This is a genomic window from Dongia sp. (assembly GCF_041905885.1).
Classification (GTDB): Bacteria; Pseudomonadota; Alphaproteobacteria; order Dongiales; family Dongiaceae; genus Dongia.
The window spans coordinates 60,687-77,223 of sequence record NZ_JAYRKD010000014.1; the positions used below are offsets into that span (position 1 = coordinate 60,687).

23 protein-coding genes are annotated in these 16,537 nt (G+C 64.5%); 18 read left to right on the top strand and 5 right to left on the bottom strand.

Annotation, left to right across the window (positions count from 1 at the left end):
- The first annotated feature begins 28 nt into the window (after window positions 1–28).
- From ACH2CY_RS15470 to ACH2CY_RS15525, 12 genes are all read left to right on the top strand, one after another.
- Window positions 29–472: a toprim domain-containing protein gene (locus ACH2CY_RS15470; protein WP_395020191.1), complete on the top strand. Its 444-nt coding sequence runs from the start codon at window positions 29–31 to the stop codon at window positions 470–472.
- Window positions 469–1,590, top strand: a complete 1,122-nt coding sequence (locus tag ACH2CY_RS15475) for an AAA family ATPase (protein ID WP_395020192.1) — start codon at window positions 469–471, stop codon at window positions 1,588–1,590. The genes ACH2CY_RS15470 and ACH2CY_RS15475 overlap by 4 nt, the downstream gene beginning before the upstream one ends.
- A 468-nt stretch (window positions 1,591–2,058) precedes the next feature.
- On the top strand, window positions 2,059–2,391 hold the full coding sequence (locus ACH2CY_RS15480; protein WP_395020193.1) for a hypothetical protein: 333 nt from the start codon (window positions 2,059–2,061) through the stop codon (window positions 2,389–2,391).
- Window positions 2,388–2,912 carry a hypothetical protein gene (locus ACH2CY_RS15485; protein ID WP_395020194.1) on the top strand — a complete coding sequence of 175 codons (525 nt, stop codon included), beginning with the start codon at window positions 2,388–2,390 and terminating at the stop codon, window positions 2,910–2,912. Before ACH2CY_RS15480 ends, ACH2CY_RS15485 begins: the two co-directional genes overlap by 4 nt.
- Window positions 2,854–3,363 (top strand): hypothetical protein, encoded by a 510-nt coding sequence (locus tag ACH2CY_RS15490; protein ID WP_395020195.1) that lies wholly within the window; start codon window positions 2,854–2,856, stop codon window positions 3,361–3,363. The genes ACH2CY_RS15485 and ACH2CY_RS15490 overlap by 59 nt, the downstream gene beginning before the upstream one ends.
- Window positions 3,364–3,367: 4 nt before the next feature.
- Window positions 3,368–3,718, top strand: a complete 351-nt coding sequence (locus ACH2CY_RS15495) for a hypothetical protein (RefSeq protein WP_395020196.1) — start codon at window positions 3,368–3,370, stop codon at window positions 3,716–3,718.
- On the top strand, window positions 3,719–4,465 hold the full coding sequence (locus tag ACH2CY_RS15500) for an ATP-dependent Clp protease proteolytic subunit (RefSeq protein WP_395020198.1): 747 nt from the start codon (window positions 3,719–3,721) through the stop codon (window positions 4,463–4,465). It abuts the gene before it with no gap.
- Complete coding sequence (locus ACH2CY_RS15505) at window positions 4,465–4,701, top strand: hypothetical protein (RefSeq protein WP_395020199.1); 237 nt, start codon at window positions 4,465–4,467, stop codon at window positions 4,699–4,701. The genes ACH2CY_RS15500 and ACH2CY_RS15505 overlap by 1 nt, the downstream gene beginning before the upstream one ends.
- A 3-nt stretch (window positions 4,702–4,704) precedes the next feature.
- Window positions 4,705–6,909 carry a phage tail tape measure protein gene (locus tag ACH2CY_RS15510; protein ID WP_395020201.1) on the top strand — a complete coding sequence of 735 codons (2,205 nt, stop codon included), beginning with the start codon at window positions 4,705–4,707 and terminating at the stop codon, window positions 6,907–6,909.
- Entirely contained in the window at window positions 6,906–7,358 is a 453-nt protein-coding gene (locus ACH2CY_RS15515) for a hypothetical protein (RefSeq protein WP_395020202.1), read from the top strand. The genes ACH2CY_RS15510 and ACH2CY_RS15515 overlap by 4 nt, the downstream gene beginning before the upstream one ends.
- Window positions 7,355–8,080 carry a hypothetical protein gene (locus ACH2CY_RS15520; protein WP_395020204.1) on the top strand — a complete coding sequence of 242 codons (726 nt, stop codon included), beginning with the start codon at window positions 7,355–7,357 and terminating at the stop codon, window positions 8,078–8,080. Before ACH2CY_RS15515 ends, ACH2CY_RS15520 begins: the two co-directional genes overlap by 4 nt.
- 156 nt (window positions 8,081–8,236) lie before the next feature.
- A complete protein-coding gene (locus ACH2CY_RS15525; protein ID WP_395020205.1) occupies window positions 8,237–9,307 on the top strand; it encodes an SGNH/GDSL hydrolase family protein in 1,071 nt (356 codons plus the stop codon).
- Window positions 9,308–9,328: 21 nt separating this feature from the next.
- Here the strand turns inward: ACH2CY_RS15525 and ACH2CY_RS15530 are convergent, their stop codons facing one another.
- A complete protein-coding gene (locus ACH2CY_RS15530; protein ID WP_395020206.1) occupies window positions 9,329–9,586 on the bottom strand; it encodes a hypothetical protein in 258 nt (85 codons plus the stop codon).
- A 213-nt stretch (window positions 9,587–9,799) separates the two neighbouring features.
- Between ACH2CY_RS15530 and ACH2CY_RS15535 the strand changes: the two genes are divergently transcribed.
- Entirely contained in the window at window positions 9,800–10,105 is a 306-nt protein-coding gene (locus ACH2CY_RS15535) for a hypothetical protein (protein ID WP_395020208.1), read from the top strand.
- A gap of 359 nt (window positions 10,106–10,464) precedes the next feature.
- On the opposite strand, the gene ACH2CY_RS15540 is transcribed toward ACH2CY_RS15535, so the two are convergent.
- Window positions 10,465–10,689, bottom strand: coding sequence for a hypothetical protein (locus ACH2CY_RS15540; protein WP_395020210.1), 225 nt, complete (start codon window positions 10,687–10,689; stop codon window positions 10,465–10,467).
- A 406-nt stretch (window positions 10,690–11,095) separates the two neighbouring features.
- On the opposite strand from ACH2CY_RS15540, the gene ACH2CY_RS15545 reads away from it, so the two are divergent.
- Window positions 11,096–11,383 (top strand): hypothetical protein, encoded by a 288-nt coding sequence (locus ACH2CY_RS15545; RefSeq protein WP_395020211.1) that lies wholly within the window; start codon window positions 11,096–11,098, stop codon window positions 11,381–11,383.
- A 214-nt stretch (window positions 11,384–11,597) separates the two neighbouring features.
- Here ACH2CY_RS15545 and ACH2CY_RS15550 read toward each other — a convergent pair whose 3' ends face one another.
- Window positions 11,598–11,960, bottom strand: coding sequence for a hypothetical protein (locus ACH2CY_RS15550; RefSeq protein WP_395020213.1), 363 nt, complete (start codon window positions 11,958–11,960; stop codon window positions 11,598–11,600).
- A 221-nt stretch (window positions 11,961–12,181) separates the two neighbouring features.
- On the opposite strand from ACH2CY_RS15550, the gene ACH2CY_RS15555 reads away from it, so the two are divergent.
- The gene (locus ACH2CY_RS15555; protein ID WP_395020214.1) at window positions 12,182–12,370 is read left to right on the top strand and encodes a hypothetical protein; all 189 of its coding nucleotides are present in this window, start codon (window positions 12,182–12,184) and stop codon (window positions 12,368–12,370) included.
- Here the strand turns inward: ACH2CY_RS15555 and ACH2CY_RS15560 are convergent.
- Both ACH2CY_RS15560 and ACH2CY_RS15565 read right to left on the bottom strand, forming a co-directional pair.
- Window positions 12,367–12,660, bottom strand: coding sequence for a DUF1902 domain-containing protein (locus ACH2CY_RS15560; protein ID WP_395020216.1), 294 nt, complete (start codon window positions 12,658–12,660; stop codon window positions 12,367–12,369). The genes ACH2CY_RS15555 and ACH2CY_RS15560 overlap by 4 nt on opposite strands.
- 374 nt (window positions 12,661–13,034) lie before the next feature.
- Complete coding sequence (locus tag ACH2CY_RS15565) at window positions 13,035–13,343, bottom strand: zinc ribbon domain-containing protein YjdM (protein WP_395020217.1); 309 nt, start codon at window positions 13,341–13,343, stop codon at window positions 13,035–13,037.
- Window positions 13,344–13,526: 183 nt separating this feature from the next.
- Between ACH2CY_RS15565 and ACH2CY_RS15570 the strand changes: the two genes are divergently transcribed.
- From ACH2CY_RS15570 to ACH2CY_RS15580, 3 genes are all read left to right on the top strand, one after another.
- Window positions 13,527–13,856: a BON domain-containing protein gene (locus ACH2CY_RS15570; RefSeq protein WP_395020218.1), complete on the top strand. Its 330-nt coding sequence runs from the start codon at window positions 13,527–13,529 to the stop codon at window positions 13,854–13,856.
- 97 nt (window positions 13,857–13,953) lie between these two features.
- Window positions 13,954–14,256 (top strand): hypothetical protein, encoded by a 303-nt coding sequence (locus tag ACH2CY_RS15575; RefSeq protein ID WP_395020219.1) that lies wholly within the window; start codon window positions 13,954–13,956, stop codon window positions 14,254–14,256.
- Window positions 14,257–14,260: 4 nt separating this feature from the next.
- A complete protein-coding gene (locus tag ACH2CY_RS15580) occupies window positions 14,261–16,489 on the top strand; it encodes a N,N-dimethylformamidase beta subunit family domain-containing protein (protein ID WP_395020220.1) in 2,229 nt (742 codons plus the stop codon).
- Window positions 16,490–16,537: the final 48 nt, after the last annotated feature.

Consider the following 16,537-nt stretch of genomic DNA (forward strand, 5'->3'; position numbering starts at 1 on the left):
ACCAGGGCCATTCGGCCCGCATCCCTGCATGATGGCGCGCGTTACCGATGCCCTCACTGCGGCACCGATATCCCTGCACTTCACGCGGTTGCGTGGCGATGGCTCCGGCAAAGCTGAGGTCGAGAAGGCGAAACTGCTGTTGACTGGACATCGCAAGGCCGGTGGTTGCATTCGGCTCTGTGCCGATGAGCAGGTGCAGGCCGGCCTCGGTCTTGCGGAGGGCATCGAGACGGCGCTGCGCGTCATGGCGGACGGTTGGCATCCGGTATGGGCCGCGATCGATGCCGGCAACATGGCCACCTGGCCAGTTCTCCTAGGCGTGGAAAGTCTCACTCTCTTTGCAGACCACGACAAAGCCGGATTGCGGTCAGCCGATACCTGTCGCACGCGATGGCGCGATGCGGGCCGCGAATGCCGGATCGTCAGTCCGCGCGAGATAGGCGCCGATTGGGCGGACGTGGTGACGTCATGACCGAAAACGCGCTCGACGCGGCGGATGGGCGATGGTCCGACGAACCGGGCGGCCGGCACCATCGTCGCTTTCAGCTGGTGCGGCTGCGGGACCTGCCGCTGCTGACCGAACCCAGCTATCTCATCAAGGGGATATTCCCGCGCGAGGGACTGGCTGTGGTTTGGGGTAGGCCCAAGTGCGGCAAGTCGTTCTGGCTTTATGATGCATGTCTGCACATCGCCATGGGCTGGCCCTATCGGGGCCGCCGTGTGACACAGGCGCCGGTCATTTACATCGCATGTGAGGGAGCCCGCGGGCTCGGTGCGCGCAATGAGGCGTTCCGTCACCATCACGGTCTTGGAGCTACCGAAGATCCGCCGTTCTACCTACTGACGACGCGCCTTGATCTTGCTACCGACGCGGGCCTGCTGATTGCCGACATTCGCGCGCAGCTTCCGCTCGATCTCGCTCCTGGCGCAATCGCTATCGACACGCTCAACCGATCAATTGCCGGCAGCGAGAGCAGCGACGAGGATATGGGCGCCTACATCAAAGCCTGCGACGCGATCAGAGAGGCGTTCGGCTGCTCCGTCATTCTCGTCCATCATAGCGGAATCGATGGCAGTCGGCCGCGCGGGCATACCAGCCTCACGGGGGCGGCTGATGCGCAGGTTGCGGTGAAGCGCGAGGCGGGCGGGCTGATCACGGCCACAGTCGAGTGGCTGAAGGACGGCGCCGAAGGTGACGTGATCGGCAGTCGGCTGGTGGTGATGGAAGTCGGGACCGACGACGACGGCGACCCGATCACCAGCTGCGCCATTGTTCCCGCGGATGACGAAAGTCCGGAAGCGAAGTTTGCCGGGCCGAAGCTTTCGCCGGCTTGCCGGATCGCCCTCGAGGCGCTGGTACAGGCGATCGGTGAGGCAGGTGAAGTTCCGCCTTCTAGCGTTCACATCCCCGGCAACGTGAAGACGGTGAACGTCGAGCTCTGGCGCAAGATCACTTACGCGCGAGACATCAGCGGCGGACAGCAAAACGCTAAGCGCATGGCCTTCGACAGGGCGTCGAAGCAGCTGCAGGCGCGAGGTCTGGTAGGTGCCTGGAACGACCACGTCTGGCCGGTCGGAGGTGCGTCGTGACGCGCACAAGCCGCATCCTCTCTCCACAAAGGTAATGTGCGGGTCTCGCGTCCGGTTTGCACAACATGTGATGGCGCGCTGTGCGGGTGTGCTTATCGGATTATTGGCGTTCGTTCAGAGAGTTGCCGCTACCCCGCACAACTCGCACAGCCCCGCACAATCGTTAAACCTGTGCGCGGCACCCACCCCCGCACAACCTGCACACACTCTCTTAGAGAGTGTGCAGTTGTGCGGGTGCCTGTGCGCCTGGGGGGGGGTCGAAAATCTACCGCCTTCGGTCGATCCCGACCGCGCCCTAGTCATGCGCGAGATTTTTTTTCGCGCCAGAGAGATTGAATTACGCGTGTTTACGCACGCATAGGATGCGTAATCAAATGGAGTGACGCGATGGAGTCGGAAGGTCGGAAGAGATCGGCGCGAGGCGGCGCGCGGCCAGGCGCCGGGCGCAAGCCTGGCCCGCGGCACCCAATGCACCGCATCGGAAATTTTGTCGCGGTGATCACCGAAGCGGAGATCGACGGCGTCGGGCTTATCACCGCCTGCCGAAATCCGGCCGAGCGTCTAGCGACCTTCCAGGCCGCCACATGGCGGCTGCTGGTCGTCGCGCGCGCGTTCGAGTGTCCAGGAGCTGAGCAAGCCGTCGCGCTCGATCGACATCTCAGGACGACGCTCGCAGGTATCCATGTCCGAAGCGCATGGTTTCGCGCTTCGCCTGACCGCATCGCGATCGAGGCTGCAGCGTTTGCCAATCGGCACGGCTTCGCAATTTCCGAAGTCCGCACCGAAGGAGGCCTGCTGTGAGCATCCCAGCGATGCCTGACCGCTTTGCCTTTGCGCATGGCACTGTGTTCGCCTGCGTCCGGCGCGACTGGCTGCTCGAGCGTTGGCGAAAGCACCGGGATGAGGCGGCGCTCGAGCGCTTGCTGGCGTACGGCGCGCGCGATCTGACGCCGTCCCAGGTCCGGGCCGAGCGCGACGCCGAAATCCGCCGGCTTGCCGCCTGGCTGCGGGAGACGCTGGTTGGAAGCGCGCCATCGACCCGCCTTATTGCTCGGCTGCTTGGCGAGGATCCACGAGCCGTCGAGCTCTTGGACACCGCCGAGCGGCGGCAGCTCCGCCGTGAGATCGCCGCGGTTTCTGCCTGGTCGATGTGGCCGAACCTGCGACAGATCATCACCATCATCGGCGAAGAGCGTGCGCAACTTTCGCCCGTTGAGATTGCACACGGTTTGGCTCCAACGTCCGTTGCAACGGAGGAGCCAAATGACGATCATGATGAAAGCCGACCTGCCCCAGCGCGACGACGTCGCACCGTTGCTTGAGCAGCTGCAGGCACCAAAGAAGCCCGGCGCGCTCGTGCTCGCAGAGGCGGCTTGCGCAGCGGCCCGCAAGGAACGCGCGGCGATCGCAGGCGAACACCAGGTGGCCATCACCGTGGCGCATAACGCCGGCGCCACCAAGGCCAGCGACGACATGATCCGCCTTGGCGGCGATCTCGAGCTCGCCGACCAGCGTCTCGGCGCAGCGCGCGCCAAGGTGATCGAGCACCGCCCGGCTCTGCAGGAGAAGCTCGCGGCGGTCATGACGGCATCCGCCGACGACCTGGCCGAAGCCGTTTCGACCCGTCTCGAAGGCCTCGACCGTATCGCTGCCGCGCTGAAAGAACTGAAAGACTTCGCCGTCGCGAACGGCATCAGCGGCCCGAAGCAGATCAGCCAGGCCGATCGGATCCGGGCGACGCTGCGGGACCTTCGGTCAGCGTTTGGGGTCTAAGCCAATGAGCAAAATCGTGTCCCTGACGCCTAACCGTGACCGTGTTGCCGCCGCACTGGCGCAGCCGAATACGGTCGATCGCCGCACCGCCGTGAATATCAACGCGGCCGCCGGCAGCAACGTGCAACTGCACTTCCATCAGCACGGAGACACACCGACGTCGAACTTCAACGAGGACTGCGACACACGCTTCGATCTCGATGACGAGGCAGAGGGCATCGCCGATCGCATCGACCTTTTGCTCGGAGGAGACGCAACCGCGCAGCCGCTGGACCCGCTGGCTGACTTCGGCGCGCGGTATCCGAGGGCGGCCGGGAAACTGCACCCGGCCGCCCGCACTTCCAGGTTCAAGTAGATGCCGCGCGGCCCCAAATACGAGGCGCTCGTCGCCGAAGGCCTGCTCAGCGCGGCGCCGCGCAAAGATCGCGTGCTGCGCCTGATCCGTCGGTCACAGGAAGACCAGGCGCGTGTCTATGCGGAGCGCGGAGAGCACCCTCCAGCTGTCATCGCGCTGAAGGGCCAACTTACGGAGGGATACGAGCCCATCATCAGACGCAAGATCGCTGAGGCATGGAAGGCGCCGAAAGTTGTTCTGTATGTCGATTCCCCGGGCGGTTTCGCGAAGGTCGGCGAGGCAATCAGAAAGGATCTCGAAGATCTCGATCGACCGATCGAAGCGCATGGCCTCGCCTGTGTCGCCAGCGCGGCCGTGGGGATATTCGCTGCGGCGCAAGTCCGACGGGCCCGGCCCACCACTCAGTTCACGATGCATCAGGGCGCCGCGCCTGGCGATGGCCTCGATCGCTGGACCCCGAAGGCGTTGGAGACTCTCGCAAAGCGGATGCGCGACCGAGAGGCGGCAAACCTGGCGTGGTTCAAGCAGCATGGGATCAAGCTCACGGACGCCATGCTCAAGGATTTCAATAACGGGAAAGACGTGACGCTTTGCGGCCGCGTCGCAATGATGTGTGGCCTCATCCAGGATTTCGACCGTGACCCGACCTACGAGCGAGAGCTTGAGCGCCAGAAGCAGGAATGGCTTCGCTACTTCGCTCGTCGCGGCGAGGAACCAAATATTCCGCCTCCAGGATCGATCTGGTGATGGCTGATCGCAACCTGCTCGACCTCCCCTTCCTCGGCCCTGCGATGGCCAAGGTCGCTCTGTTCGGCACCGAGACCGAACGCACCTATGCGCTTCTCGCCGTCGCGATCGACACAATGCGTCGCGCCCGCGAGCAGATCCGGGCCGGCGACAGCAAGGCCGCCGATGCGGCCCTCAGCGAGATCCTGAACGCGCACGACCTGGTGCTCGCACCGAAGAACGGCAAGGAGCACTGACGGATGGCAAAACTCGGCTCATTGTTCGTTTCCTTGATCGCCGACACGGCGCAATTCAGCTCTGGGCTGGCGAAGGCGCAGCGCGATGTGAATTCGACAGGCGCTGCGATCAACCGCGGGCTCGCGACAATCGACAAATCGTTCGCCAGTCTCGGGCGGTCGATCAACAGCTTCGGCGCCGGCCTGTTCTCGCTGAAAGGTGCGGCCGCCGCGCTAATTGGGGTCGGCGCCGGCGGCGGGCTCGTCGCCATGGCCAAGCAGGCTCTGGAAACGGTCGGCGGCCTCGGGGAGCTTGCCTCACAAATTGGCGTGACCACAGGCCTCCTGCAGACCATGACTTATGCCGGGTCGCAGTTCGGTCTCTCCGCGGAAGAAGCGCAGGGGTCGCTCGCAAAGCTTACAGCGACGATCGGTCAGGCGGCAGAGGGCGGCAAGGCCCAGATCGAGCTCTTCGATCGGCTCGGGATCAAGATCCTGGACACCGCTGGCAAGGTCCGGTCGACGGACGAGGTCTTCCGCGACTTGGTTGAGGCTCTTTCGCGCATCGAGGACCCGGCGACCCGCGCCGCTCTGGCCAAGGAAGCAATGGGCCGGGCCGCACAGCGCATGATGCCGCTGATAGAAGGCGGCACGGCGGCGCTGGACGCGATGACGAAGCAGGCGCGCGAGATGGGCCTGGTGTTTGATCAGGAAACGATCGCCCGCGCCGACGAAGCGGCCGACAAGCTGGCGACGCTGTCGCAAGTCTTGGGAACCCAGTTCAATGCCGCGCTGGTCGAGCTGGCACCCGCTCTAACCGCGGTGGCGAACGGGATACTTGATATCAGCAAGGGCATCCGGGGAACGCTCGACAATTTCAAGAGCATCGACGCGATCGGCCTCGACCGGCTGACCGAGAAACTGGAGGCGCTGCAGAAGAAGCGGGACGAATTGATCCAGTCCGGCGCAACCCCCGGCTTGAAGCCCAAGGTTAGCGGCAGTTGGGGTGCGGACTCGCTCTGGGAGTGGCTCACCAAGAGCTCGAATGACACGACGCGAATCGGCACGCCCGATCAGCAGCTCGCCGACGTCAACGCCGAGATCGCCCAAATCATGGCGATCATCCGCCGCCGCCGCGATGCGATGGACGCCTTGGGAGCCAGTGGTGGCGGCGGCGCTACCAACCCGGCCGGCGGCGACGGTACGAAAGCCAAGACCGCCGCCGTCAGAGAGCAGACCAGCGCGCTCGACGAGCTGCTCGCCAATATGGCGCGAGAACTCGAACTGTCGAAGGAGACCGACCGCCAGCGGGCGATCTCCGAGGCGCTGATTCGGGCCAGCGCCGCCGCGCAGCGGGACTATGACGCCGGACTGCGGGATAGTCCGCTGGTCGATCCCGCAACAGTCGAGCGCATCAAGGCGACCACGGGCGCGCTGTTCGACCAGTCCGAGGCGCAGCGCAAAGTCGGTGCCGCCGCGCAGACCTCAACCCGGGCGGTCAAGGACGCAACCGAGAGCGCTCGACGCTATGAGTCCGCGATGGCGCAGCTCGGCGGGACGTTCGGCAGCGCCTTCGAAGACGCTGCTATAGCCATGAACACGGCGGATAACGCGGCGGCAGCCCTGGGCGACACTCTCAAGGGTTTGTTGCAGGACATCGAGAGGGTCATTCTCAGGCTTACGGTCACCGACCCGATCGTTGAAGGACTGACAGGCATCCTCAAGGATATCGACTGGAGCCGCCTTTTCGGCCCCGGCAAGTATGGTGTCTCGTCGGGCAAGATGCAGAGCTCCGGTGGCGGGGGCGGCTGGTTCTCCGATTTCTTCTCCTGGCTCGGCTTCCACGGTGGCGGCATCGCAGGCGGGCGGCCGACCTTTACGCGCCGGATGCCGGCGTCTGCCTTCGCCGGCGCGCCCCGCCTGCACGGCGGCGGGTTCATCGGCCCCGGCGAAGTGCCGGCAATCCTGAAGCGCGGCGAGGGCGTGTTTACCGCCGAGCAGATGGCGAACCTGGCTCCGGCGGGTGGTGATGCGCAGCCGGTCATCATCAACGTCGTGACGCCTCCTGGTGGCTCGGCCGAGACGCGCGAATCTACCGGCCCGAACGGGCAGAAGCAGATCGACATCATGATCAAAGACAGCTGGGAACGCACTGCCGGCCGGGGCGGATTCGATAAGTCGCTTGGCGCGAACTTCGGCATGAAGCGACGGCCGGGGAAGAGCTCATGAGCAACCGGCTCGTCGCACAATCCCGCCCGTTCAGCAACGCTCGCATCGAGCGCACCTTCGAGCAGGGCCTCACCATCATGGAAATGATGGAGCAGTCCGACATCGATATGAAGCTCGCCTATCGCATCGGTCGCGTCTGGATATCCGATCCGGTCAGCGGCGCCATGGCCGAAATCCATAGCGACACATGGCACGTCGTGCGGCCGAAGGCCGGGATGGGCCTCACGCTCTCGCTCGAGCCCGGCAAAAAGAAACGCGGCGGCGGAAAGAGCATTTTTGGCCTGGTGCTCTCTATCGCCGTCATGGCGGCCGCGGCGTGGGCGGGGCCTTATCTCGCCGGCCCCGGACTGCTGGGCCTCAGCGGGTTCGGCGGCTCGCTTGTCGGCGGCGTCATCACCGGGGTGATCGGGCGGCCGGGGAAACTTTACATCGGAGGATCGATAGCATGACCATGCTTGCCGCCACGATCAGCGCGACCGGCGCGGTGCTTTCGCAGGATTCGTGGATAGTCCAGGCATCGGCCGAGTACCAGCGCCACGCCGAACAAGCTGGAGGCGTCACCCGCGACCCGGCGGACACTGGCGGCGCCTATGGCCATGCGACCGACCCGAACGCGGTCAACATCGTGGGGCACGGCCTCAAGATCATCCCCGTCCCCCGCTTCGGCCTCGCCATCGCCACAACCGGCCCACTGCGCCTCGCGCTCTTCTGGGGCTTGGAACTGATGAACCCGGCGGTGACCAGCCTCGAGCAGCTGCGGCGCGATGGCGCTCGACGGTTCGCCGAGATCCGTGATCAGCAGGCACCAGGCGAAGAGGCTGCGATCGTGCATGCGGGCTTTGATCCGGCGCGCGGTACCGGCTTCGGGTTTGTGAGCAGCACCGACGGCACATGCCAGGACATCGCGGTCGGCGAGACGATCGGCCTCGCACCCGACCTGGAAGACCCCGGGCACGGCAGGATTGCGCAGCTCTGGAGCGCGGCCGCAAGAGGCTGGCAGATCGAAGAGCTGCACCGCGCGCTGTTCGAGCAGCAGCGCCGCGCCTTCCTCGCCGGCAAGCTCGGGCCAGGCGTCGCGATCGGCGGGCAACTGCATCACGTCGAGGTGACGCGCGCCGGCATCATGATCGCGACGGCGCCGCGTGTGGCAATGGAACAGGAGGCTGCGTAGCTATGGCACTAATGGGAGCAAGGCGTGCGTTGCTGTCGAGGGGAAGTCCGCAGGCCTACCTCGGCCAGGTAGCAACACGTTCGCGCATCAGCAACTTCACGCTGACCACGCAGCGCCAGGCCAACTCACGCAGCATCCACATCGCACGCGAGCAAATTGTGGAGATCCAGCTCGGCTTCGGCCGGTGGAACGTCCCTACGGGCGGGCTCGGGAGGGCCCGAATCCACAGGCGCGGCATACGTCAATTTTACCGCCTCGATCGAGTACCCGCTCGGCAGCACGCCGCAGCAGATCACCTGGGCCGGCGGCACCGTTGACGGTGCGACAGCTTACAATGCCGCGAACCTCCTGATCTCGGATCCGCTCAAACTCTCGACACCAATTCCCAAGGGCGAGCCATTCGCGGTCAAGACCTGGCGCACGGTCGCGGCCAATAGCCGCCTGCTCGTGACCACGGACGGCAGCACCGTGATTCAAGGCGGCGTGTCGTCTCCAATCACCGCGGTGGATCAGGTCGTCGCAGCTGCGAGCGGACTCAGTGACGACACGCTCAATGCGGGATCGCCAGGGTCGCACAACGCCGGGGCATCCAATTTCTTCTATCCGCAGCTGATTCTCGGCCCGACCCGGCTTCCGTCAGTGATCATGCTGGGCACCAGCCGTGTCTATGGCGTAGGCGATACCGGCGTAAACGTCGATAGTCCAGACAGGGGAAGCATCGCCCGCTCGATCGGCCCCCACTTTGCGTACTGCAACGCCGGGGTGACGGCCTCGACCATCCAGGCCTTTGCCGGAAGCTATAGCCGGCGCGCCGCGCTGATGCCGTATTTCTCGCACGCGATCTTGGAACACGGCACCAACGACGAGATCGCCGGCCGGACGCTGTCCGACATGCAGTCCGACTTTGCCACGGTGATCGCTGCACTCAAGTCCGCGAACCCAAAACTGAGGATCTTCCTGACCACCCCGGAGCCTCGCACGGACGCGAGCAACACGACGCCCAACGCCTCGGAAAGCGTTCGCGTCTCGCGCGCCGACTGGATCAGATCTCGCGGCATTGCCAATGTGGACGGTTATTTCGAGGTCGGAGATGCTGTCGCCGACGGGCACAACGGATCACTTTGGGGCAGCGGCACCTACACGGGGGACGGCATCCATGAAACTCTCGCAGGCTACCAGCAGATCGTGGCCGCCGCCGCCATCCCGCACTCGAGCATCAAGCGATGACGGGAGACGAAGCCAACGTGCTTAGATTTGGCTATCCCACCATTCCTGATCGCGCTCTTCCTCGGTCATCGAGCGTTCCCGACGAATGATATCGCGCACGAGGGACGGAAGCACAGCGATCAGGACGATCACGGCAGCCCCGCCGACAATCCAATGCCAAGTCTCCATGCCCGGCAGAGTAGCAGCCCGGACGCGACACGGGATAGGGGGGTCGGCGCGCAGGGCTAGGGCGCGGTCCCAGGCCGCCGCAGGCCAGAGGCCCCGCGCGGTGACGACCATCTTCGGTAAACTCCTTCAGGGCTGCTGAGACTGTTGAGTACCCGATGGGTTCACGGTCCGCGTTCTGCTGAACCCGGAAGACGCCAAGGGGCAACCGGTGCCGGTCGAAGCTGAGGGACGGTTCAGAGCATGGGGCGCGGACGCCTCGGTCCCGGCTGGCGAGTTTCATCTCGCGATCAGCAGGGTGCAGTGAAAAGCACAAGGGGGAAGCAGATGGCAAAGGCAGGAGAGCAGATCGAGACGCGTGAAGCGGCTCACGGTCAAAAGATGATCGAGGTCCGGTTACGGTTCTGGACAGACGACATTGCCGAAAAGGGGAAGGTGCAGCCGAAACATGCTTGGAGCAGCGGCATCGCGCGCATCGCAGCAAACTCCTCTCACGGCATAAAATCCGGTGAGGCAGTTCCCTTCAATTCAGCCCTCGAAATAGGCGCCGCGGTGGCTGAGGTTCTGATCGCCCACGGCATCACGCTCCACACCAGCAGGAAAGATCGGAAGTTTATCAAGGATCCGGCATAGTGGAGGCGCCGCAACCGGGCGCGCAGCGAACGAGGGAGAGACGTTCATGAATAAATCCACTCTCATTTCGATCGTCGCGGCCGTGATCGCGGCGGTAAGCGCATGGAGTTCGTGGCGAAGTGCTGCATTCAAGCGAGCGCGCATATGCCCTTCAGCATTCCTCGGCAATATCGCAAATCGTAATTCAGGTTTCGCCTCTGGAGTCAGATAAAGCACGGGCGACGGTGCGCCGGCTCTGCAAGGGTTCGCCCGGCGAGGTGGCGGACGCCGCTGCACAGGCCATTTTTGAGAAGAGTTGCGCGGACCTTTGACAGGTCAAACCGGCTTGAACGCGGCACAGGTGACCGAGCCGCCGGTCCTTAACCGCGGCGCGCGAGGTCCTCGGCTTCCAGCTTGGCGAAGTACTCGTCTAGTCCCGACTTGCGAGCGGTCAGTCCAACACCCGGCGTGTTGAAGATCGGCGCATGGCCCTTCTGGCGCAGCCGGAACACCTGGCGGGCGTCGCGGAGACGCAGGTAGGCGCGGATCTCCTCGGCGCCATAGAGGATGTCGTCTTTCAGTGCGGGTCGATCGGGCTTCGGCATGAGGCGGGGCGGCAGTAGTCGCTGTGGCATCGGCTGAGGCTTGCACGCTGTGCCAGTCCACGTCCAGCCGCGCCGAACCCCGCCGCATTGCTGCGGCGGTGTGTTTCGGTTAATATGGGAAGCGGAGCCTAGAAACTCCCGCGAACAGCCTTGCCGGGCTGTGAGCACCAGAGCGTTGGCGGGGCGATCCTTGCCGGGATCAATCAGGCCAACGAGAGAGCGACCGTGCTGGCAGCCGCCAGCGCGACCGGCAAATTATGCCGGGAAGGCGGCGGCTATACAACACCCTTCGGGGAAAGGCCGTTCGCGCATCGTCTCTGGCGATGTTTCTAGCTTCCCGGCGCCAGCGCTGCACGCTGGCACCCGGCCCCCTAGAAACGCCGGTCAATCCAGAGAGCCAACCCCGATGAACTTCGTAGCGACACCCCTGCCGACCAGGCGGGAACCTTGGACCAAGCGCGCCGAGCTCGAGCGCGCGATCGAAGCTGCCATCGCATATCTCGACCAGCTCGACGGCAGCTCGGATATCGAAGACGACGACCCCGCCGAAGACAACGCCGACCGCGAGCTCGACACAGCCGATAGCGAAGATGATGGCGACGGCGGCGGGTGCGACATTCCCGGCGGCGACGCCCATAGCCCGCGGCCGCTGACCCCGATCGCCATCCTGCTGGAGCGGAGGGCCGGGCGATGACGGTGCACCCGATGCTGAAGCAGAACGAGAACTGGGACGCGATCGAGCGGCACATCCTGGACATACAGCGCGCCGCGCGGCACTGCTCGAGTACGTCACGACGGCCGCGGTGAGCGGGGCCGATCGAGTGCGCGCTCAAGGCCGCTGTGGCTGGCGATCAGGCGGGCGGCGATGTCGCTGCTCGAGAATGGGCGCCGGAAGACGTCGGTAACGCCTAGAATTCGATTAGACCGCTGTCCGTCTGGTTGCTTCCTTCGGCGCCGGAACGATGGTGCGGCCGGATCAGTGCCTCGCACCGCACCTGTCGGCCTGGCCGGCTGCACCCTTGGCAGACGTGCCGCCGGGCCAAGTCTCTGAGCCGCGTCCCGGCCGGGTGGCGCTGCTGCATCGCATAGCCGAGACAGAAGAGCGTGCGGCCGCAGCCGGGGCAGCGGATCTCGAGGTCGTCGGGGTCGAGCTCGGCGACGGTGGCGTCGAGGGGTGCTGGATAGGGGTCGCGCATATCGCCGAGCGTAAACCGCGCGACGCGCGGGCCGCCATCCAGTTCCGGCACCGCGACTCGGCGCGGCTTGAACAACTCGAAAAATCGAGAACAACTACGACAAGTCGGCGCAACTGAGAAATTCTCGTCGCCCGACGAAAATGCGATTGCGGATCCGTGAATAGTGGGGATTCGTAAGGGTGTTGTGCGGCGGGTGGGAGACGCCGGCCTAGCCGGTCAAAGCGGCCCGCACGATGCGATCAAGAAACACGACGAGGGAGGGAACGCATGAGGTATGGACGCCGAAGGATTGGCACATGCAAAGAGATGGCTACTACGCGGTGGTCAAGTCATACGGCCTGACGCCGACCAAGGTCGCGACGGTCTTTCGCGATCGAAACGGTGATTGCATTCACGTCCCCATCCCCAAGGATGAGTGGACGGAGGACCAGACGCGCGAGACACTCGACCGTCTGCGCCGAATTCTAGGTATTCCCGACAGCTAAGCGGTCTTGCGGTGGCCGATCGCTTCCAGCTCCCGGCGCGCTACCGCTGCGGGAACGGCAACCCACGACCGCGTCTGATCGCCGTCGGCGACCGGCGTAACGATCACGTCCTGGTCGCAGGCTTGGTACAGGTCGGCGATCGCGGCCGGGATTGCCCGGTCGAGCGCTTCCAGGGTCGCTTCAGCAACCAGGAGGCCTTTCAGGTCCGGGCTGGTGGCGTAGAACAGGCCGGCATCGCCCTGCTCCCTATCAACCCGAACGATCTTCGCCTTCAGCTTGGCGTCCGCCATGGTCCGATCTCCAGCCCCTTCCCTGGGGTCCCGCTGATCATTGTCCTGATCAGTCATTACGATTCCCTCAATGTGTGCATAATGCGCACGCGCGCGGCCGATATCAACGGCCTGCGGCGCCGCACCCTTCCACCGGGTTGGGAACGGCGTTCGCCGGTCTCCGGTTCCAACCTTTCCATTGGTTGATGGGTTTTATGATGGGTATGGACCGTAGAACCACTCAAAACTAGCGTAAATAGCGGCCTTTCGGCGGACACCCCATCCGCCACCCTGCGCCCTGCGGGCTTCGGGTGGCGCAGCCACCTGGAGACCGAAGGGCGCAGGGTGTCTCCCGAAGCCTTGGCGTAGGGAGACTGGCGCCGGGTCCTCCCGGCCTATTTCCGCTTGCGGACGAACTCGGTGCGCAACACGAGCCCTTTGATCGTCTCGTGGCGGCAGTCGATCTCCTCGACATTGTCGGTGAGACGGATCGACTTGATGACCGTGCCCTGCTTCAGGGTCTGGTTGGCGCCCTTCACCTTCAGATCCTTGATGAGCGTGACGGAATCGCCATCGGCAAGGGCGTTCCCGGCCGCATCGCGCACCACGGCTTGCTCGCTCTTGGCGGCGGCTCCCATTTCCGCGGCCGGGCGCCATTCGCCGGTCGCTTCGTCGTATACATATGCGTCGTTCTCGTGGGCCATGTCGCGCCTCGATAGCAGAGCCGTTTCTCTCTTCACGGGTCGCTTAAACCACCCGCTGCCCGCGCGCCATACCGGCGGGCGGTGACAAGGCGTCGCACGCACGCCCGAGGTCTCGGAACCAAGCCCCCGTTCCGCTGTTCTTCCAGCAGTGCCGAGAAAATCGGATCTTCTGAGGAGGGAATCGTGTTGCGCAATCGGACCAATTTCTGGCGGATCGCCAGCGCGGCGCTGGTCGCCGGCGCCCTGTCGGCTTGCTCCGTCGTCGAAGGCAAGCAGAGCGGCGAAGAGTATATGGATGACGCGAGCATCACCACGCGGGTGAAGACACAGCTCGCCTCGGATGTCGGCTTGACGCCGGCCAACCAGATCAGCGTCGAGACCTCGAACCGCATCGTGCAATTGAGCGGCTTCGTGGACTCCGCCGCGCACAAGGCGCAGGCCGAAAGCGTCGCCCGCGGCGTGAAGGGCGTCGAAGGCGTCGAGAACGACATCATCATCCAGCCTTCGAACTAGAGCCGCGGCAACGCGGCATCGCGAGAACCCCGCCGCATTCCGGCGGGGTTTTTGTTTGGACGGTTCTTTGCTAGCCTCGGTCCCGGGGAGCGTCCAAATGTACGAAATCGATCCGACCCGGCTGGATCTGGCCGAGGAGTTTCGCAAGCAGCCCTACGGCCGCCACAGCGCCGAGCTGCAGCGCGTCCTCAATCGCATGCGCACCGAGCCTTTCGAGGGCCATTACGTGCTGCTGCGCGACGGACGCTTCGGTCCCTGGCGCTTGGGGACATTCGGCGCGACCCCGGCCGACCCGATCACGCCGACCGGCCATGTCTTCAAGTCGGTGCGCGAGGCCGAATGGGTGGTCTTCAAGCTGCGCTGGAAACGCCTGACCGGCCAGGACCTGCCGCTGGATTGACCGCATGCTGAAGATCGTCGGCTACACCGACCGCCCCTCGGTCCGTCCTGGAGAGAGCGTCGCCTTCAAGGTCAGCTGCGAAGGCGGCGCGTTGGAATATGACGCGGAGATCGTGCGTCTGATCTGCGGCGACGACAGCCCGCATGGACCCGGCTTCAAGGCGGAGTCGGTCACGGCCTCGGTCAACGGCCGCTATCCGGGGCGGCAGCAGCGCATCAACATCGGCTCCTTCGGCTATGTCGAACGCGGGTTCGTCACGCATGATCATTACGGCGGGTTCACCCTCGCCGTACTCATTCAGCCGACCTGGCTGACGAAGAAAGACGATCAAACACTGCTGGCTTGTCGCGCGATCGATGTGACGGGTCGTCCCGGCTGGTCCTTGCTGCTTGATTCTGCGGCACGTCCGGTTTTCGAGCTTTCAAACGAGCCACATGAATTTTCGATCATCTTGGATCGCGCGGTTCCTGAGAAACGCTGGTCGCTCATCATCGTCGCCGTGGCCGGATCCAGCGTGACGATTTCTCATCGCCTGCTCAAACCGTTGCCAAACGAAGAGGCTGTTTCGTCCAAGGCGGCCCCTTTTCCATTCGCGATCCCGCAAACTCGCGGATTGCCGGTCACGATTGCAGCAGAACTTGCTTCGGTGCAAGGAGAGCGACTCTTCACCACCCGGCATTACGACGGGAAGATCGAAAGCCCGCTGATCCGTCCCTGGATCAACGACCCTCAATCGGTTGGCACGATCGACTCCCTGTTTGCTGGTTGCTATGCGCGATGGGATTTCTCTCAGAGCATTGGCAACCAAGACATCGTCGATGCTTCCGGCCACGGCCGTCACGGACGGCTGGTCAATCTCCCAACCCGCGCCGTCACCGGCCACAACTGGAAGAGCCAGGCTTTGCGGTGGTCGGACCGTCCCGATCTCTACGGTGCCATCCATTTCCACTGTGACGATCTCCACGACATGCAGTGGGAGACCGACTTCAGCTGGACCATCCCGGCCGATCTAAAGAGCGGTGTCTATGCCGCGCGCGTGAGCTGTGCCGATGGTGGCGAGGACTACCTCCCCTTTTTCGTCCTTCCTGCGAAGTCGGGCGTGAAGGCCCCGGTTGCCTTCCTCGCTTCCACCTTCACTTTCCTGGCCTATGCCAATAGCCATCACGGCTACGAGGACGCGCTGTCCGAGGTCTGCTACGGCGCGCTGCTGGAACTCGGGCCGACCGAGCAGTTCCTGAAGGAGCGCCGCGACTTCGGCATCTCGCTCTATGACCGGCATCGCGACGGCAGCGGCGGGGTCTATTCCTCCTGGCACCGGCCGATCCTCAACACGCGTCCGAAACGCGCGCTCTGGAACTTCAACGCCGATCTTCATGTCGTCGATTGGCTGACCGCGATCGGCCAGAAATTCGACATCATCACCGATGATGCGCTTCACGCGGAGGGCGAGGCGCTGCTCCGCGACTACGCCTGCGTCATCGCCGGCAGCCACCCGGAATATCACACCGCGCGGATGCTGGACGCCTTCGAGGATTATCTGCAGAAGCGCGGCCGCCTGATGTATCTCGGCGGCAACGGCTTCTACTGGCGGGTGGCCACCCATACCGATCTGCCCGGCGTCATCGAAGTGCGGCGCGGCGAGGCCGGCACGCGCTGCTTCGAGCTCCCGCCCGGAGAGCGCTTCCACAGCTTCGACGGCGCCTTCGGCGGGCTCTGGCGCTCCAACGGCCGCGCGCCGCAAGCGCTGGTCGGCGTCGGCTTCGTCGCCGAAGGCTTCGACGAGAACTCGCACTTCGTGCGCACCGAGCAGAGCTTCGATCCCCGCGCCGCCTTCATCTTCGAAGGCGTCGGCCGCGACGAGAAGATCGGCGACTTCGGCGTGCTCGGCGGCGCCGCCGGATACGAGCTGGATGCCGCCGACCCCGAGCTCGGCTCGCCGGAACATGCTCTGGTGCTGGCGCGCTCGGTCGGGCATTCGAATGTGTTCCTGCTGACGCCGGAGGAGATGCTGGCGGGCTTTCCCGGCGCGGATGCGATCGAGCACCCCAAAGTGCGGGCCGAGATGGTCTATTTCGAGACCGGCGCCGACGGCGCCGTCTTCTCAACCGGTTCGATCACCTGGGCCGCGTCGCTCTCCCATAACGGCTATGACAACAATGTCGCCCGCATAACCGGCAATGTCCTGCGCCGCTTCATCAACCCGCGCCCGCTTTTGACCAGCACATCCCGATAGGCCGCCGCCGTCTCGTTGTGTTACCGTCGGCGCGGGGGAGACGCTGAT

What these genes read in the sequence shown, in the direction of transcription:
- ACH2CY_RS15565 (WP_395020217.1), bottom strand. Translation starts at nt 13,343, where the DNA reads ATGGCCCACGAGAACGACGCATATGTATACGACGAAGCGACCGGCGAA.
- ACH2CY_RS15580 (WP_395020220.1), top strand. Translation starts at nt 14,261, where the DNA reads ATGCTGAAGATCGTCGGCTACACCGACCGCCCCTCGGTCCGTCCTGGA.
- ACH2CY_RS15480 (WP_395020193.1), top strand. Translation starts at nt 2,059, where the DNA reads ATGCACCGCATCGGAAATTTTGTCGCGGTGATCACCGAAGCGGAGATC.
- ACH2CY_RS15515 (WP_395020202.1), top strand. Translation starts at nt 6,906, where the DNA reads ATGAGCAACCGGCTCGTCGCACAATCCCGCCCGTTCAGCAACGCTCGC.
- ACH2CY_RS15535 (WP_395020208.1), top strand. Translation starts at nt 9,800, where the DNA reads ATGGCAAAGGCAGGAGAGCAGATCGAGACGCGTGAAGCGGCTCACGGT.
- ACH2CY_RS15490 (WP_395020195.1), top strand. Translation starts at nt 2,854, where the DNA reads ATGACGATCATGATGAAAGCCGACCTGCCCCAGCGCGACGACGTCGCA.
- ACH2CY_RS15500 (WP_395020198.1), top strand. Translation starts at nt 3,719, where the DNA reads ATGCCGCGCGGCCCCAAATACGAGGCGCTCGTCGCCGAAGGCCTGCTC.
- ACH2CY_RS15470 (WP_395020191.1), top strand. Translation starts at nt 29, where the DNA reads ATGATGGCGCGCGTTACCGATGCCCTCACTGCGGCACCGATATCCCTG.
- ACH2CY_RS15510 (WP_395020201.1), top strand. Translation starts at nt 4,705, where the DNA reads ATGGCAAAACTCGGCTCATTGTTCGTTTCCTTGATCGCCGACACGGCG.
- ACH2CY_RS15540 (WP_395020210.1), bottom strand. Translation starts at nt 10,689, where the DNA reads ATGCCGAAGCCCGATCGACCCGCACTGAAAGACGACATCCTCTATGGC.
- ACH2CY_RS15505 (WP_395020199.1), top strand. Translation starts at nt 4,465, where the DNA reads ATGGCTGATCGCAACCTGCTCGACCTCCCCTTCCTCGGCCCTGCGATG.
- ACH2CY_RS15575 (WP_395020219.1), top strand. Translation starts at nt 13,954, where the DNA reads ATGTACGAAATCGATCCGACCCGGCTGGATCTGGCCGAGGAGTTTCGC.
- ACH2CY_RS15530 (WP_395020206.1), bottom strand. Translation starts at nt 9,586, where the DNA reads ATGGTCGTCACCGCGCGGGGCCTCTGGCCTGCGGCGGCCTGGGACCGC.
- ACH2CY_RS15520 (WP_395020204.1), top strand. Translation starts at nt 7,355, where the DNA reads ATGACCATGCTTGCCGCCACGATCAGCGCGACCGGCGCGGTGCTTTCG.
- ACH2CY_RS15495 (WP_395020196.1), top strand. Translation starts at nt 3,368, where the DNA reads ATGAGCAAAATCGTGTCCCTGACGCCTAACCGTGACCGTGTTGCCGCC.
- ACH2CY_RS15555 (WP_395020214.1), top strand. Translation starts at nt 12,182, where the DNA reads ATGCAAAGAGATGGCTACTACGCGGTGGTCAAGTCATACGGCCTGACG.
- ACH2CY_RS15560 (WP_395020216.1), bottom strand. Translation starts at nt 12,660, where the DNA reads ATGGCGGACGCCAAGCTGAAGGCGAAGATCGTTCGGGTTGATAGGGAG.
- ACH2CY_RS15545 (WP_395020211.1), top strand. Translation starts at nt 11,096, where the DNA reads ATGAACTTCGTAGCGACACCCCTGCCGACCAGGCGGGAACCTTGGACC.
- ACH2CY_RS15475 (WP_395020192.1), top strand. Translation starts at nt 469, where the DNA reads ATGACCGAAAACGCGCTCGACGCGGCGGATGGGCGATGGTCCGACGAA.